14 protein-coding genes and 1 pseudogene are annotated in these 15,326 nt (G+C 66.9%); 11 read left to right on the top strand and 4 right to left on the bottom strand.

Features of this window, described 5'->3' with window-relative positions:
* Nucleotides 1-29: 29 nt before the first annotated feature.
* Both tmcA and ACSBP4_RS03275 read right to left on the bottom strand, forming a co-directional pair.
* The gene (gene tmcA / locus ACSBP4_RS03280) at nucleotides 30-2,297 is read right to left on the bottom strand and encodes a tRNA(Met) cytidine acetyltransferase TmcA (RefSeq protein ID WP_435551355.1); all 2,268 of its coding nucleotides are present in this window, start codon (nucleotides 2,295-2,297) and stop codon (nucleotides 30-32) included.
* 35 nt (nucleotides 2,298-2,332) lie between these two features.
* The gene (locus ACSBP4_RS03275) at nucleotides 2,333-2,470 is read right to left on the bottom strand and encodes a hypothetical protein (protein ID WP_172704593.1); all 138 of its coding nucleotides are present in this window, start codon (nucleotides 2,468-2,470) and stop codon (nucleotides 2,333-2,335) included.
* Between the two features lie 158 nt (nucleotides 2,471-2,628).
* On the opposite strand from ACSBP4_RS03275, the gene ACSBP4_RS03270 reads away from it, so the two are divergent.
* The 8 genes from ACSBP4_RS03270 to ACSBP4_RS03235 all read left to right on the top strand — a co-directional run bounded on the left by ACSBP4_RS03270 (nucleotide 2,629) and on the right by ACSBP4_RS03235 (nucleotide 10,681).
* Nucleotides 2,629-4,227, top strand: coding sequence for an oleate hydratase (locus ACSBP4_RS03270; RefSeq protein WP_435551354.1), 1,599 nt, complete (start codon nucleotides 2,629-2,631; stop codon nucleotides 4,225-4,227).
* A gap of 308 nt (nucleotides 4,228-4,535) precedes the next feature.
* Complete coding sequence (gene rpl7ae / locus ACSBP4_RS03265; RefSeq protein WP_006182179.1) at nucleotides 4,536-4,898, top strand: 50S ribosomal protein L7Ae; 363 nt, start codon at nucleotides 4,536-4,538, stop codon at nucleotides 4,896-4,898.
* Between the two features lie 11 nt (nucleotides 4,899-4,909).
* Complete coding sequence (locus ACSBP4_RS03260) at nucleotides 4,910-5,134, top strand: 30S ribosomal protein S28e (protein WP_006064297.1); 225 nt, start codon at nucleotides 4,910-4,912, stop codon at nucleotides 5,132-5,134.
* Nucleotides 5,134-5,484 carry a 50S ribosomal protein L24e gene (locus tag ACSBP4_RS03255; protein ID WP_373633153.1) on the top strand — a complete coding sequence of 117 codons (351 nt, stop codon included), beginning with the start codon at nucleotides 5,134-5,136 and terminating at the stop codon, nucleotides 5,482-5,484. The genes ACSBP4_RS03260 and ACSBP4_RS03255 overlap by 1 nt, the downstream gene beginning before the upstream one ends.
* Nucleotides 5,481-5,945: a nucleoside-diphosphate kinase gene (ndk, locus tag ACSBP4_RS03250; protein WP_435551353.1), complete on the top strand. Its 465-nt coding sequence runs from the start codon at nucleotides 5,481-5,483 to the stop codon at nucleotides 5,943-5,945. The genes ACSBP4_RS03255 and ndk overlap by 4 nt, the downstream gene beginning before the upstream one ends.
* 176 nt (nucleotides 5,946-6,121) lie before the next feature.
* Complete coding sequence (locus ACSBP4_RS03245) at nucleotides 6,122-6,529, top strand: DUF7344 domain-containing protein (RefSeq protein ID WP_049966685.1); 408 nt, start codon at nucleotides 6,122-6,124, stop codon at nucleotides 6,527-6,529.
* A 286-nt stretch (nucleotides 6,530-6,815) separates the two neighbouring features.
* On the top strand, nucleotides 6,816-7,418 hold the full coding sequence (sod, locus tag ACSBP4_RS03240) for a superoxide dismutase (RefSeq protein ID WP_006650727.1): 603 nt from the start codon (nucleotides 6,816-6,818) through the stop codon (nucleotides 7,416-7,418).
* A 176-nt stretch (nucleotides 7,419-7,594) separates the two neighbouring features.
* Nucleotides 7,595-10,681, top strand: a complete 3,087-nt coding sequence (locus ACSBP4_RS03235) for an FAD-binding and (Fe-S)-binding domain-containing protein (protein WP_435551352.1) — start codon at nucleotides 7,595-7,597, stop codon at nucleotides 10,679-10,681.
* Nucleotides 10,682-10,900: 219 nt separating this feature from the next.
* On the opposite strand, the gene ACSBP4_RS03230 is transcribed toward ACSBP4_RS03235, so the two are convergent.
* A complete protein-coding gene (locus ACSBP4_RS03230; RefSeq protein WP_006650729.1) occupies nucleotides 10,901-11,587 on the bottom strand; it encodes an RNA ligase partner protein in 687 nt (228 codons plus the stop codon).
* Between the two features lie 121 nt (nucleotides 11,588-11,708).
* Between ACSBP4_RS03230 and ACSBP4_RS03225 the strand changes: the two genes are divergently transcribed.
* Nucleotides 11,709-12,839 carry an RNA ligase gene (locus ACSBP4_RS03225; RefSeq protein WP_435551351.1) on the top strand — a complete coding sequence of 377 codons (1,131 nt, stop codon included), beginning with the start codon at nucleotides 11,709-11,711 and terminating at the stop codon, nucleotides 12,837-12,839.
* 9 nt (nucleotides 12,840-12,848) lie between these two features.
* On the opposite strand, the gene ACSBP4_RS03220 is transcribed toward ACSBP4_RS03225, so the two are convergent.
* Nucleotides 12,849-14,627: a histidine kinase N-terminal 7TM domain-containing protein gene (locus ACSBP4_RS03220; protein ID WP_435551350.1), complete on the bottom strand. Its 1,779-nt coding sequence runs from the start codon at nucleotides 14,625-14,627 to the stop codon at nucleotides 12,849-12,851.
* A gap of 186 nt (nucleotides 14,628-14,813) precedes the next feature.
* On the opposite strand from ACSBP4_RS03220, the gene ACSBP4_RS03215 reads away from it, so the two are divergent.
* Together ACSBP4_RS03215 and ACSBP4_RS03210 are read left to right on the top strand one after the other, a co-directional pair.
* Nucleotides 14,814-15,080, top strand: a complete 267-nt coding sequence (locus ACSBP4_RS03215; RefSeq protein WP_006650732.1) for a DUF5827 family protein — start codon at nucleotides 14,814-14,816, stop codon at nucleotides 15,078-15,080.
* Nucleotides 15,077-15,326 (top strand): annotated as a pseudogene (locus ACSBP4_RS03210) (ATPase); the annotation flags it as partial. The gene ACSBP4_RS03215 and the pseudogene ACSBP4_RS03210, both read left to right, overlap by 4 nt.

Below are 15,326 nucleotides of genomic sequence, written 5' to 3'. Positions count from 1 at the left end.
GACGGCCCGCCGTTCGCGGTACTGCGGACTCACTCGTCGGCGAACCGCTCCCGAACCGCGAGCACCGCCGCGGTCCCGTAGCGATCGACCAGCGGACAGACGGCGTCGCCCAGCGCGCGCATACACTGGCTGGTCGAATGGAACTCGAGGCGGTCGGCAACGGACTCCCAGTCCCGGGCCTGCAGAACGCGCAGGACGAGCAGCCGCTCCTCGCGGGCGGTCAGGTCGACACCGTCGGGGTCGTCGGCGAGGTATCGGACGACGAGACCGCGGAAGGGGCCGGGGTCGACGTCGAACAGGCCCGGCCCGTAGGCGGCTCCGGCGACGACCCGCCACTCGTGATCGGACAACTCGAGCGGCGGCGCGGCCTCGGCGTCGACGCTCCGGAGGACGGCACGGGCCACGTCGGGCTCGAGGTCGGCGAGCGAGTCCGAACAGCAGGCCCCGAATCGGCCGGCAAACCACTCGGCGTGGCGGTCGTGGAGCCGCCGGCCCGCGTCCGTCGTCGGCGCGAGCATGAGCGCGGAGTACTCGCCGCTCGAATCGTTGCGGGTCGTCGAGACGTGGACCGTCCGATAGCCGTTCGCCCGCCAGAACGCGAGCAGGCCGGGGGTCGCGCCGAAGCCGGTCCCGAGCCAGTCGATCGAATCCGCGCCGTCGCCGAACTCCTCGCGAACGCGCTCGAGCAATAACGAGCCCAGCCCCCGCGAGCGGGCCGCGTGGTGGGTCGCGATGCGGACGACCCGCAGGCCCGCGGGCTCGCCGGCGGCCTCGTCGCGCAGCTGGCTGGTCAGCACGTCCGGCAGCATGTTACCCCGAATCCGGCCGCCCTCGTACATCATCGCGCGGCGATCGGGCGACAGGTTCCCCTCCCGCGCGAGCAGGGCGACGCTGACGACGTGGCCGTCCCGTACCAACGCGCGGGCCTCGAGGTTGGGGGCGTCGAGCAGGCGCGCGAGGTCGTTGGGTTCGGTCCGGTAGTGTGCGAGGACGAGCAGGCCGAAGGCCTCTCGGAGCAGGCGCTCGTCCGCGAGGAGGGCGTCGGGCTCGAGCCGGCGGTACTCGACCGAGTCGGGGTCGGCGTCGGCGACCAGCGGCTCGACCGGCGGCCGGGCGTCGAGCAGCAACGCGCGGAAAGCCCACACCTCGACGGGATCGCCCCCGGCGTACCGGATCGGCTCGACGAGCCGGCAGTCGGTCACCTCGTGGTCGCTCTCGGTCAGCCGGTCCCGGAACCGGACCGAGAAGCCCCGACCGGCTCCCTCGTAACCGTGGATCGTCGTCGCGAACGCGACCCGGTCCGCGGTCAGCAGGGACTCGAGGGTCGCAACGGGAAGCGCAGCGGCCTCGTCGACGAGGACGATATCGGCCGTTTCGGTCGTTTCCGCCGCGGCCGTCGGCTCGCGGAACCGGACCGAGCCGCCCGCGCTCGTCTCGATCCGGCGGGACTCGACCGTCGCGTCGTCGTCGAGCGTCCGGCAGAGTTCGCCCGCGCGATCGAACAGTTCCGCCGCGTTTCGGGCCGCCGGGGCGGTCACAAGGACGTCCTCGCCGGCGGTGGCGAACGCGCCCGCGGCGATCCCCGCCGCGCTGGACTTGCCCCGTCCTCGGTCGGCCTCGAGGACGACGGCCCGATCGGCCTCGGACAGCGACTCGAGGGCGGCGACGGCGTCGGCCTGATCGCCCGTCAGGCAGGCCTCGTAGGCGGCCATCGGGAACCGTCGATCCGGCGGCGGTGCGGGATCGGCCGTCGCCAGCCGCGGGGACGGGTGGGTCAGGCCGTCGGCCTCGATCCGTCCTGACTCGAGGTCGACGATGGCGACGCCGCGGTGCGCCCGTACGGTCTCGACGAGCCGTCGTCGGAAGCGGCCGGAGACATCGTCCAGTTCGAACGGCGGGACGGCAAGCGATTCGTCGAACCCGTCGCGGCGGTCCGGCCACGCCTCGAGCGGCGGCACGAGCAAGACGAGGAGGCCGCCGCCGTCGACCGCACCGGCGACTTTCCCGACGGCGTTGGGCCGGAGTTCCGCGTGAGCGTCGACGGCGATCACCTCTCGCGTCGTTCCCAGCAATTCGCTCGCGTTGGCCTGGGGCAACTGTTCGCAGCGAAGTCGGTCGTCGGGCCCGACCAGCGTCGTCGCCGTAATCGGGACCGACAGGGTATCGAGGATCGACTCGAGACGATCGTACCCGCGCTCTCGGTCTCCCGCAAGGACCAGCGCCCGCCGTTCGTTGGCGCGCTCGGCTTCTGCATGGAGTGTTCGCGCGAGTGTAACGACGTCCGCGTCCGCGTTCATACGGCCGCTTCGTGTGTGCCGGTATAATTATTCACTCATGCGCGGACGCCGTCGTCGACGGTGCCCTCGACCATCGCGACTCCGTGTCCCGGCTCGAGGATCGATTCGGCGACTTTCGCCGTCTCCGTCCGTCGAACCGCGTCCGATCGGGACGGCAATTTCCGGAAACTCATAACCTGTTCATCATTTCCACGCTATGAGAACTGCTGTCCGATTTCAAGACCGGTCGTATCAATAATCTAAGTGTGGTTGTACATGTACGACAGGACGGATTCACACTGGCCGTGCCGGCGAAACGGGACGTCGATCGGGAACACGGAGGGAAGATCATATGAGTAACGAACAACCCCAGCGACAGGACGGATCGGAACGGGAGGCGTACTTCGTCGGCGGGGGGATCGCATCCCTCGCCGGAGCCGCGTTCCTCGTCCGTGACAGCGAACTGCCGGGCGAGAACGTCCACGTCCTAGAGAAACTGGACGTGATGGGCGGGGCACTCGACGGAGCCGGCTCGCCCGAGGAGGGATACGTCATTCGAGGCGGCCGGATGCTCAACTTCCCGACGTACGAGTGTACGTGGGACCTGCTCGAGACGATTCCGTCGCTCGAGGACCGCGAGCGATCGGTCAAGGACGTCATGGACGAGTTCAACGAGGACCATCAGACGTACGCCGTCGCTCGGTTGCTGGGCGACGAACAGGAGGTCCTCGACGTCTCGTCGTACGGGTTCGAGATGGAGCATCGGCTCTCCTTGCTCCAACTGGTCCTGACGCCCGAGGAGCAACTCGGCGACACGCGGATCGAGGAGTGGTTTTCCGACTCCTTTTTCGAGACGACGTTCTGGTACATCTGGGCGACGACGTTCGCCTTCCAGCCCTGGCACAGCGTCGCGGAGATGCGACGATACATGCACCGCTTCATGCACGAGTTCCCCCGGTTGAACACCATGGAGGGGATCCACCGGACCAAGTACAACCAGTACGATTCGATGGTCCGACCGATTCGGCGGTGGCTGGAAGACCACGGCGTCGAGTTCCGGGGCGGCTGTGAAGTGACCGATATGGATATCGTACCCGGTCGGGACGGCAAGACCGTCGAAACGATCCACTACGAGGCCGACGGTGTAGCCGAGACGATCGACGTCGAGCCGACGGATCTCGTCTTCGTGACCAACGGCTCGATGACCGACGGCTCGGATCTCGGATCGATGACCGAAGCGCCCGACCTGAACACGACGGGGGCGTCCTTCGAACTGTGGAAGAACATCGCCGAGGACAACCCCGAGTTCGGGACGCCGTCGGCGTTTGCCGACCACGTCCAGGAGACGAAGTGGCCGTCTTACACCGTCACGCTCGACGAGCCGGACCTGCTCGAACACATCGTCGAGGTCACGGGCGAAGCGCCCGGGAACGGATTGATCACCTTCACCGAGTCGAACTGGCTGATGTCCATCGTCGTCGCCGCCCAGCCCCACTTCGCGAACCAGCCCGACGACGTGAAGGTCTTCTGGGGATACGGCCTGTTCCCCGAAGAGGAGGGGAACTACGTCGAGAAGAAGATGGGGAACTGCACCGGCGAAGAGATCCTCGAGGAACTGTGCTACCACCTCGGCTATCTCGATGAACTCCCGTCGGTCCTCGAGGACGCGAACTGTATACCCTGTAATATGCCGTTTATCACGAGTCACTTCATGCCGCGGACGCCCGGCGATCGGCCGGACGTCGTCCCACCGGGATCGAACAACCTCGCGTTCATCGGCCAGTTCGCGGAGCAACCCCGGGACGTGGTGTTCACCGTCGAGTATTCGGTTCGGTCCGCGATGACGGCCGTCTACGACCAACTCGACGTGGATCGGGACGTGCCAGCGGTGAGTACGCACCAGTACGAACCCGAGGTTCTCGTCGACGCCGCGAAAGCGGCGTTCAGATAGTCCCGATACCGGAGTACTCACCGGCGGTGTGGGAACCCACTGCCGACCGGGAGAACACGACCGTTCGATTCTGTCATTTTTCGCACCCGATGGCGACCCGAACCGACCTCGTCCGTGCGGAGGTGTCTCACTTCGCCATCCGTTTGAACACGCTTTTAAGGGGGGCAACGCTATTCGAGTGTACACCCTACGCGGGGTTGATGATGCTCCTAGCTTCACAGGACTTCCGCCGGGATCGGCCCGGCACGGGTACCCAGTGCCCGGACGGCAGGGGAGCGCGAGCCCACGTGTAGGAGAGGTGAACAACCATGTCAGTCTACGTCAACACCGACATCCCAGCCGACCTCGCCGACGACGCCCTCGAGGCGCTCGAGGTCGCACGAGACACCGGACGCGTAAAGAAAGGAACGAACGAAACCACGAAGGCCATCGAGCGCGGCAACGCCGATCTGGTCTACGTCGCCGAAGACGTCTCTCCCGAGGAGATCGTCATGCACCTGCCCGACCTCGCCGAGGAGAAGGGCATCCCCGTCGTCTTCATCGAGACCCAGGACGACGTCGGCCACGCCGCCGGCCTCGAGGTCGGCTCGGCCGCTGCGGCGATCGTCGACGCCGGCGAGGCAGAAGACGACGTCGAGGACATCGCCGACAAGGTCGAGGACCTCGACTGAGGTGACCAAAGATGAGTGCTGAAGAGGAAGAAAGCGGCTCCACGCCCGCCGAGGTCATCGAGATCGTCGGCAAGACCGGCATGCACGGCGAAGCCATGCAGGTCAAATGCCGAATCAAGGAGGGCGAGAATCAGGGACGCATCATCACCCGTAACTGCCTCGGGCCGGTCCGCGAAGGGGACGTACTCCAGCTTCGCGAGACCGCCCGCGAGGCCGACTCCATCGGAGGACAATAATGGTCGAGAAACGAACCTGCGACTACACGGGCGAAGAGATCGAACCCGGTACGGGCATCATGTACGTCAAAAACGACGGCTCCGTACTCCACTTCGTCGACTCCAAGGCGGAGAAAAACTACAAGCTCGGGCGCGAACCCCGAGACCTGGAGTGGACCGAAGAGGGTCGTCGCGGCAAGGGTCCCACGCAGGACGAGACGCCTGCCGACGAGACCGACGAGGACGAGGACCTCGAGACGGACGCCGACGACGAGGAAGACGCGCCCGCCGGTGACGACGCGGTCGACGAGACCGAGGAAGCGGCGGCCGACGAGGCCGAAGACGCCGAAACCGAGGCCGAGGAAGCATGAGCGATCACGAGCGAACCTTCGTGATGGTCAAGCCCGACGCCTTCGCGCGCGGCCTCGTAGGCGAGGTCGTCTCCCGACTCGAGGACCGCGGGCTCAAGCTCGTCGGCATCAAAGTCGAGAACATGCCCCGCGACCGGGCTGAAGAACACTACGGTGAACACGAGGACAAGCCGTTCTACGACGACCTCGTGGACTTCATCACCTCGGGACCGGTCGTCCCGATGGTCTGGGAGGGCCAGGACGCGACCCGGCAGGTCCGCCAGATGATCGGCGAGACCGACCCGCTCGAGGCCGAACCCGGAACGATCCGGGGAGACTACGCGCTCGACCTCGGTCGAAACGTCGTTCACGCCGCCGACCACGAGGACGAGGGCGCAAACGAACGCGAGATCGCGATCCACTTCGACGAGGACGAGCTGATCGACTACGATCAGCACGACGCCGAGTGGCTCTACGAGTAACGCATTCCGGACCGAACGGCGGCTTCACCGCCGGTTTTGGCTGTCGCTAGTATCAGTTACGGCGAGCTGAGACGTTGTCACACATATATTTTCAGACAGACGTAAAGTCTAATGTGGCGGCCGAAGTAGACGCCCGTGGTGGTTTCGAATGGGAACAGACGGTAGGTGGTTCGTGGATGCGTGAACGGGAGGGTGTATCGACCTTGCAGGCCGACGCGATGCCGTCGCTGGACCTCGTTTTCGATCTCCTCTCGAACAGACGACGGCGCTACGCGCTGTACTACCTCAATCAGCAGTCCGATGGCGTCGCGACGGTCGCAGCCCTAGCACAGAACGTCGTCGCGTTCGAGCGGATCGCCGCCGAGGACGCCGACCGCGACTCGGCACGGTCACCGCCCGACCGGGACGCGGACCCCGCCGACGAACGGGAAACCGTTCGGGTGGAACTCCGACACGTCCACCTCCCGAAACTCGAGGATGCCGGTGTCCTCGAACACGACCGGCGAAGCGAGACGGTGCGGTACTGGGGACAGCCGTCGCTCGAGGAGTGGCTCGAGCATGCACATCACAAGGAGATGTCGTAGACCGCCTGTCACGGACCGCGAACGCGGAGACGACGGTAAGCGGTCGGGTTGGGGTCGCTGATGCGGTTTGCTGTCGCGAGCCCGTTGGGACCACAGGCCAGTCGCGGTCCCACCGGCAATGACGGACCGGAGACGGTCTGAAAGGTTTAAGTCCGAGTCCGTAGTGGTTCCGGTGACGTATCGGGAAATCGCCAGCGGGAGCGGCGATACTTTATGGAGTGTGATATCGTCTCTCTCCTCAAAACTTAACAGGCGAGAAACCGATACGATTCATGAGGTGTATACTATGGCTGACCACGAACTTCCACCACTGCCGTACGATTACGACGCGCTCGAACCGGCACTGTCCGAACAGGTACTGACCTGGCATCACGACACGCACCATCAGGGCTACGTCAACGGCCTCAATGCAGCCGAGGAAACCCTCGCCCAGAACCGCGAGGAGGGCGACTTCGGCTCGACGCCGGGCGCGCTCAGCGACGTCACCCACAACGGCTGTGGCCACTATCTCCACACGCTGTTCTGGGAGAACATGTCCCCCAACGGCGGCGGCGAACCCGAGGGCGACCTCGCCGACCGCATCGAGGAGGACTTCGGCTCCTACGAGGGCTGGAAGGGCGAGTTCGAGGCCGCTGCCGGTGCCGCCGGTGGCTGGGCACTGCTGGTCTACGACCCGGTTGCGAAACAGCTTCGCAACGTCGCGGTCGACAAGCACGACCAGGGCGCACTCTGGGGCTCTCACCCCATCCTCGCGCTGGACGTCTGGGAACACTCCTACTACTACGACTACGGTCCGGACCGTGGCGAGTTCATCGACGGCTTCTTCGATGTCGTCAACTGGGAGAAGGCCGAAGAAGAGTACCAGACCTGCCTCGACCACTTCGAGTAAGCGACGAGCCAGTCGATCCCGAATTTTTCTTGTGCCAGTCCCGGTAGCCGCCGCTGACGGCTCCGACACGACGCCATTGCCGAACCCGCTCGAGTCGATCGCCCGGCGCTCGCTCGCAGACAGTGGCTGTGAATGACTGCCATGGTTTAACTGTTCGTGGGACGATCCCCCATTCTATGGCTGCCGAGGACAGCGGCGTCGACGCGAGGGTCGAGAATCGAGACGAGACGCGACACCGGCCGTCGCTCGAGACGGGAGCGGGCGGCAACGATGCCGGCGGGGAACTCGCGGCCGACCTGCGGGCGGCCGTCGACGGCGACGTTCGGTTCGACGAGTACACGCGGGTCCTCTACGCGACGGACGGGAGCATCTACGGCGCACAGCCGGCCGGCGTCGTCTTCCCGCGGGACACCGCCGACGTCCGCGCGGCGATGACCGTCGCGGCCGACCACGACGTGCCGGTCCTGCCCCGGGGTTCGGGGTCGTCGCTGGCCGGACAGACCGTGGGACCGGGCTGTGTCGTCCTCGACCTATCGCGGCATATGGACGAGATCCGCGAGATCGAGCCCGACGACCGGACCGCCGTCGTCCAGCCGGGGGTCGTCCAGGACGACCTCGACGCCGCCCTCGAGCCCCACGGACTGCGGTTCGCGCCCGATCCGGCCTCCTCGAACCGGGCGACGATCGGCGGCGGGATCGGGAACAACTCGACGGGTGCCCACTCGGTCCGGTACGGAATCACCGACGCCTACGTCGAGGAGTGTCGGGTCGTGTTGGCCGACGGCTCGCTGATTCGGACGCGAGACATCGTCCTCGACAGTCCGGAGTGGGAGCGGCTCGTTTCGAAAGACGACCGCGAGGCCGCGATCTACCGGACGGTGCGGGCGCTCGTCGAGGACAACGCCGACGAGATCGAGGAGCGCTACCCCGACCTCAAGCGCAGCGTCAGCGGCTACAACCTACAGAAAGTCATCAGAGAGACGGCGGACGGCGATCGAGTCATCAACCTCTCGAAACTCCTCGTCGGCGCGGAAGGAACCCTCGGCGTCGTCGTCGAGGCCACGCTCTCGCTCGTGACCCGGCCCGACGAGACCGCGCTCGCGGTCTACTGCTACGACGACCTGCTCGAGGCGCTGGCCGCCGTCCCCGAGGCGCTCGAACTCGAGGCCAGCGCGGTCGAACTGATGGACGACGAGGTGTTCCGGCTGGCGGCCGAGTCGGCGGAGTGCGCCGAGTACGCGGAGCCGATTCCCGAGGGCACCGCGGCCGCGCTGCTGCTCGAGTTCGACTCGGAGGTCGTCGACGATCTGCCTGCGGCCGTCGAAACCGCGACGGCCGATCTCGTCGGTGGCGGGGCGGCGTTCGACTCGCTCGAGGCGTTCGACGCCGCGAAACAGGATCGGCTCTGGAAGCTCCGGAAGGCCGCCATCCCGCTGTTGATGAGCATGGACGGCGATCCGAAGCCCTACCCCTTCGTCGAGGACGCTTCCGTGCCCCCCGCGGAACTGGCAGCGTACGTCGCGGGATTTCAGGAGATCCTCGAGGACCACGACACCGAGGCCGCGTATTTCGCCCACGCGGGCGTCGGAACGTTGCACATCCGGCCGGTCCTGAACCTCAAAGAAGGCGAGGACGTCGAGAAAATGCGGGCCATCGCCGACGACGTGACGGACCTCGTCCGCGAACACAACGGCTCGTTTTCGGGCGAACACGGGGACGGCCTCGCGCGGACGGCGTTCAACCCCAAGCTGTACGGGCCGGACCTCTGGGCGGCGTTTCAGGACCTCAAATCTGCGTTCGATCCGGACTGGCGCATGAACCCCGGCAAGGTCGTCTACCGGGACGACGATCCGACCGACAGCCGGGAGAACCTGCGGTACGGCCCCGACTACGCCTCGCTCGAGCCCCGGACCACCCTCGACTTCGACGACGAGGGCGGCTTCTCGGAACTCGTCGAACTCTGTAACGGCTGTGGGACCTGTCGCCAGACCGACGGCGACGTGATGTGTCCGACCTACCGGGCGACCGAAGAGGAGATCGCCACGACCCGCGGGCGGGCCAACCTGCTCCGGGCAGCGATCAGCGGCGAGATCGACCCCGAGGAGCTGTACAGCGAGCGGTTCCAGTCCGACGTCCTCGACCTTTGTGTCGGCTGCAAGGGCTGTCAAAGCGACTGCCCGACCGGCGTCGACCTCGCGAAGCTCAAGGCCGAAGTCAAACACGGGTATCACGAGCGAGAGGGTGTGAGCCTGCGCGAGCGACTGTTCGCGAACGTCGACCGACTGGCGTCGCTGGGGAGTACGTTCGCGCCGGTGACGAACCACGCGACGGACCTGCCAGGCGCGCGGACGGTCCTCGAGAAGACGATCGGAATCGCACCCGAACGGACGCTGCCGACGTTCCAGCGGGAGTCTCTGGTCGAGTGGTTCGAGCAGCGAGACGTCGACGACATCTCGGAAACGCGAGCGGTAGCGCCGCGAGCGCGCGGCGGACCCCAAGTGGCCCCCGAGGACGCGACGGCCGGCGTCGTCCTCTTTCCCGACACGGACACTAACTACTCCCATCCAGCGGTCGGGAAGGCGGCCGTCGACGTACTGGAAGCCGCCGGTATCCGGGTCGCGGTCCCCGACCTCGGCCCGACCGGGCGAGCCGCCTACTCCGAGGGGCTGCTCGAGACCGCGGCGGAGCAGGGTCGCGAGCTGCTCGACAACCTCGAGCCCTATCTCGAGCGCGGGTGGTCGGTTCTGTTCGTCGAGCCCTCGGACGCGGCGATGGTGGTCGACGAGTACCGATCGCTGCTCGCGGACGACCGGGTCGAGACGCTCGCGGCGAACGCCTACGGCGTCTGTGAGTACGTCGACGAGCGCCGACTGGACGAGGACCTGTCGGTCGACGAGTCGGCGACGGCGGGGCCGTCGGTGACGTTCCACGGCCACTGCCACCAGAAAGCGCGCGGCGCGGACCACCACGCCGTGGGCGTCCTCCGGCGGGCGGGCTATGCCGTCGAGCCGGTCGATTCGACGTGCTGTGGGATGGCCGGGAGTTTCGGCTACGAGGCCGAACACTACGCTCTCTCGAAAGCGATGGGGTCGTTGCTTCGGGAGCAACTCGAGGCGAGCGCGGCCGAGTCGTCGGGTAACGACGGCGAGACGGTCGTCGCTGCGCCCGGCACCTCCTGTCGGACGCAGGTCGGCGATCTCGAGGGGTACGACCGGCCGGTCCATCCCGTCGAACTGCTCGCTCGAGGGCTCGAATCGGCGTAGTTGGTGAGTGAACAGCGGTTTGGTGGGTGAATTACCGGTTTCGTCGAGTGGACAGCGGCTCGAGCCGTCCTGCTATCGTGGCAACACGGAGTAACCACACCCTCCCCAACCGATTCGCTCGGTCACGTTGCTCCCTCGCTCATCCCTCGCGCAGCGTTACGCCGCGGTTCGCCACGGGGGCGAACCGCGGCCCAGCGCGCGCCACCGCATCGCGGGGGATCAACCCTCGTCGTCGACGCCGACCGCCCGCAGGTACTCCTCGAGCAGCGTGGGGAACCGACCGCCGCGGACGTACCGCAGGCCGAACTCGTCGGCCCAGGAGATGATCCCGCGGTCCTCGGTGACGACGCCGGCGTCGAGTTCGCGCGCGAGGATCAGCAGATCGAAGTCCTCGCGGGAGTCGAGGACGCCCTGGCGAAGCGCCCGCCGATATTTGTCGCGCAGGTCCGAGACGACGCGGTCGGCGTCGGTCATGTACTCCTCGCGGTCGCCGTCGCCCGAGCCGTGGGCGAGTTCGTCCGGATCGAGCTGTTCGACCTCGCGGATCGCCTGTTCGGAGACGCGAAGCCCCCGATCGACCCGGTCGCTCATCTCGTCGATGAACTCGTAGACGATGTTCGCCGGAATGGTAACGCCGTACCGGTCGGGGCTCTTGCGGACGACCCACGTGTCGAGCCGCGAGAAGACCTCGTCGTCGACGTCGCGCTCGCGCAGCATCGTCGCGAGCTCGTCGTGGATCGACGGGGGGACATAACAGGAGATGTTGAGTTCGAGGCGTGCGGTCGCAACGAGGTCGAGCAGGCGGATTACGGCCGTCTCTATTCCCTCGTCGTCCCGTCGGATCTCCTCGGTGATGAACAGCGACGTGTCGAGGACGAACCGCTGGCGTGGGGGGTCACCGGACATACGCGGAGGTTCGACGGTCCGACACAAAGAGGTCGGCCCGAAAACGGGTCGGGACCCGGCTGCTCGCGACCGGTCCGAGGACGGCCCGGTGTTTTTGGGCCGGTGCGTGGTCGGACGACGTATGGACCGGGACGCGTATCGCGAGCGGCTCGCGGCCACGACCGACGATCCCGCGGACCTCTTCGAACACTTCGAGGAGCAGTCGGTGGCGGGCCGGACCCACCACGTCCTCACGGCCGCGCGCCACGGGGTCGAACGCGGGACCGTCGTCGTCGAGGACGCCGACGTCGTCGTCCGCGGCTACCCGAGCATCCCGCGGATCCTCGTTCTCGAGCCCGGCATCGAGTCGTTCTTCGCGGGCACCGAGACGGTCGTCGTCGAGGAGAAACTCGACGGGTTCAACGTCCGGATCGCAGCCGTCGGCGGCGAGCCGCTGGCGTTTACCAGAAGCGGCTACGTCTGTCCGTACACGACCGCCCGGGCGCGGGCCCTGCTCGACCTCGAGTCCTTCTTCGACGCACACCCGGACAGGGTTCTCTGTGCGGAGCTGATCGGTCCGGAGACGCCCTATACGACCACCGACTACGAGGGGATCGACTCCCACGACATCCGCGTGTTCGACGTTCGGGACGGAGAGTCCGGCGAGCCGATGTCGGTCGCCGACCGGCGCGCGCTCTGTCGGGCGTTCGACTTCGGCCAGCCGCGGTGTTTCGGGCGGGCGGCCCCGTCGGACGCGGTCGAGATAGCCGCGGCCGCCATCGCCGACCTCGACGCCGCCGGCCGGGAGGGCGTCGTGTTGAAGTCGGCCGACGGGGAATCAATGGTCAAGTACACGACGGCATCCCAGCATCGCGAGGAACTGGCCTACGCGTTCTCCTTGCCGTTCGAGTGTGGCCGCGATTTCGTCTTCTCGCGGATCGTCCGCGAGGCGTTTCGGGCCGCCGAGTTCGCCGAGAACGACGACCGGCTCCGGGAGCGAGCCCACGACCTTGGCGAAGCGATCCTGCTACCGATGGTCGCGACGATCCGTTCGGTGGCCGTCGGTAAACCGATCGGCCAGCGCCACACCGTCAGGGGCGACCCCGACGCGCTCGAGGCGCTGTTCGATCACCTCCGCGAGCAGTCGCTGACCATCGAAATCGAGGCCGACCGCCGCGAGGATGGCGACCGCGTCGTCGCGTTCCGGAAGGTAGCCGACTCGAGCCGGGATCGGATCCGACACTATCTCGACGGCGGGACGCGAGACGAGTGACGGCGCGAGTCAGGACGAGGTGGCGTCCGTCGCTGACTCGGGGCGGTCGGACGCCGAAGGTGCGGCCTCGTTGTCGGCGTCCGGTGTCGCCTCGACGCCGGTGAACTCGAAGCGGGCGCCCCCGGCTTCGCTCTCGGTGGCCGTCGCGGTCCAGCCGTGAGCGGCCGCGATCCCGCGGACGATGCTCAGACCGAACCCGGTTCCGTCCGCGTTCGTCGTGTACCCGTCCTCGAAGACGTCCGCTCCGTCCGGCAGTCCTCGCCCGTCGTCGGCGACGTAGAACCCCGTCTCACCGTCGTCCTCGGTCGCGTCGATCGCACCCACTTCGACCGTGAGCGAGTCGGGACTCGTCGAACCGTGTTCGACGGCGTCCTGCTGAGCGTTCGAAGTAGGGGTTGTCGAGCCATGTTCGACTGCGTTGCGGAACAGGTTCTCGAACAGGCGCGTCACCCGATCGCCGTCCGCGAGGACGGTCGCGTCCGAGGCGACCCGCAGGGTGGCACCACCGGTGTCGACGGTCTCCCAGGCCGTCTCCGCGAGGTCGGCGATCGAGACCGGTTCGGGATCGGTGACGTCGGCACCGTGGCGGGCGAGCGCGAGGACGTCCTCGATGATCGCTTCCATGCGGTCGAGCGACTCGTCGACCTCGTCGAGATACGGCTCCGGATCGTCCCTCTCCCGGGCCAGATCGAGATAGCCGTCGGCGACGTTCAGGGGATTCCGGAGGTCGTGGGAAACCACGTCGGCGAACCGCTCGAGGCGTTCGTTTTGTCGTCTGAGTCGTACTTCGTTTCGCTTGCGCTCGGTGATGTCACGGACGATGACGAGCCAGCCGATGTAGCGGTCCCGGTCGTCGTCGATCGGCGTTACCGAAACGTCGTAGTAGGTGCCGTCGACCTCGAGTTCCCGGCCGTCGCTTTCCACGGTCGCAGTCAGATCGCGGTAGCTCTCGAGCAGTTTCGGCGCGTCGGCGAACAGCGAGCCGATGGATTTTCCGATCGGCGACGCGTCGTACGCCGAGAGGAGCGACCGGCCGACGGGATTGGCGTCGATCACGCGGTCTCGCTCGTCGATGACGAAGATCGCGTCGGAGACGGTATCGACGACCCGGTCGCGGGCGACGGGGACGATGTCGGTCAGTCGGTAGCGGAGGATCGCGACCGTGTAGAGGACGCTGGTGACGACGAACCCGATCGGCGAGGTATCGAAGTCGACGTAGCCCACGACGAAGACGCCGTTGGCGACCCACGCCACGAGCGTCCCGACGAGCAACGCCGCGCTCTGTCCCCGGTACAGCGACCGGGTTCGAAAGAGGAAGCCGACGATCATCGCCGTCACCAGCGCTAGCATGAGATACGAGTAGCCGAGGTGAATCCAGAAGAGGACGCCGGTCTCGACGCCCGCCTCGGTCGTTTCGAAGAAGAGGCCTGCCGGATTGACGGCGGCGAGGACGGTGATCAGTGCCGGCTGGATCGAGAGGGCAGCGAGCGTCCGCCGCGTGACGTACCGTTCTCTGCCGGTGTAGGTCAGCGTGAAGACGAGCAGCGTCAGCGTTGCGAGGCCAACGCCGAGGAACACCGCACCGTTCAGCAGGGACACGAGGGACGGTCGATCGACGAGTTCCAGCCCAGCGAGGGACGCCGACCACAGCGTCCCCGACAGAACGTTCCCCAGCAGCGGGATCGCGCCGGTCCGGTGACGGTGTTTCCAGAGCAACGCCGCGAGCAGGAGGCCGAAAAGCGTCGAGACGACGTAAACGAACCAGATCGAGTCGACGCTCGGTACCATCGTCCCTATTCGAGTCACAAGTCAATAAAGTGTACCGGCCGGACCGGTCTCGCCGGTGACCGGACGATAGATGCGCCGTATCGGTCGTCGTCGGGTCCGACAGCCCGCCGGTCTTGCGATCGACGTCGGCCCGGTTCCCGGCTCCCGAACGAATCATTTAGGCGTCAGCCGGCGGTACGAGGGTGTATGCCCGTACCCAAATCGGAGTTCGAGAGTCTCCCGCCGTGTGACTTCTATACCCCCGCGGAACTGCTCGAGGAGGACCGGATGTACACCGTCTACGAAATCGCCCGCCTGCTCCAGGGGATCGAACCGGACGCCGACATCGACCGCGAGACGGAGGACATCCTGCTCGACTGGGCGATTCCGTGGGTGATGACCAACGCCGACGACCTCGTGGTCGCCGAACCCCGCGACGAGGACGAACCCGGCTACTACGGCCTGCGGGAATGATCCTGCTCGTGGTCGGTGCCGACCGTGTCGACGCCGGCAAGACCACGTTCTCGGCCGGCCTCCTCGAGCGGACCGGCGCGGTCGGCTACAAGCCCCGCGCCGGCAACGACTTCTGGTTCGACCACGACGACTGTCGCCGGGCACTCGCCGACGGGCGACTGTACGGCAAAGACGCCGCGCGACTCTCGGCGGCCGGCGGCCGCGAGCGGCCGCCCGAACGGCTCAACCCCGTCCATCGGCTGTGGC

It is taken from the genome of Natrinema sp. CGMCC1.2065, assembly GCF_051225675.1.
In the GTDB taxonomy this organism is placed as follows: domain Archaea; phylum Halobacteriota; class Halobacteria; order Halobacteriales; family Natrialbaceae; genus Natrinema; species Natrinema thermotolerans.
Note: the sequence above shows the minus strand (reverse complement) of the source record. Positions and strands in the feature narration are given on the sequence as shown.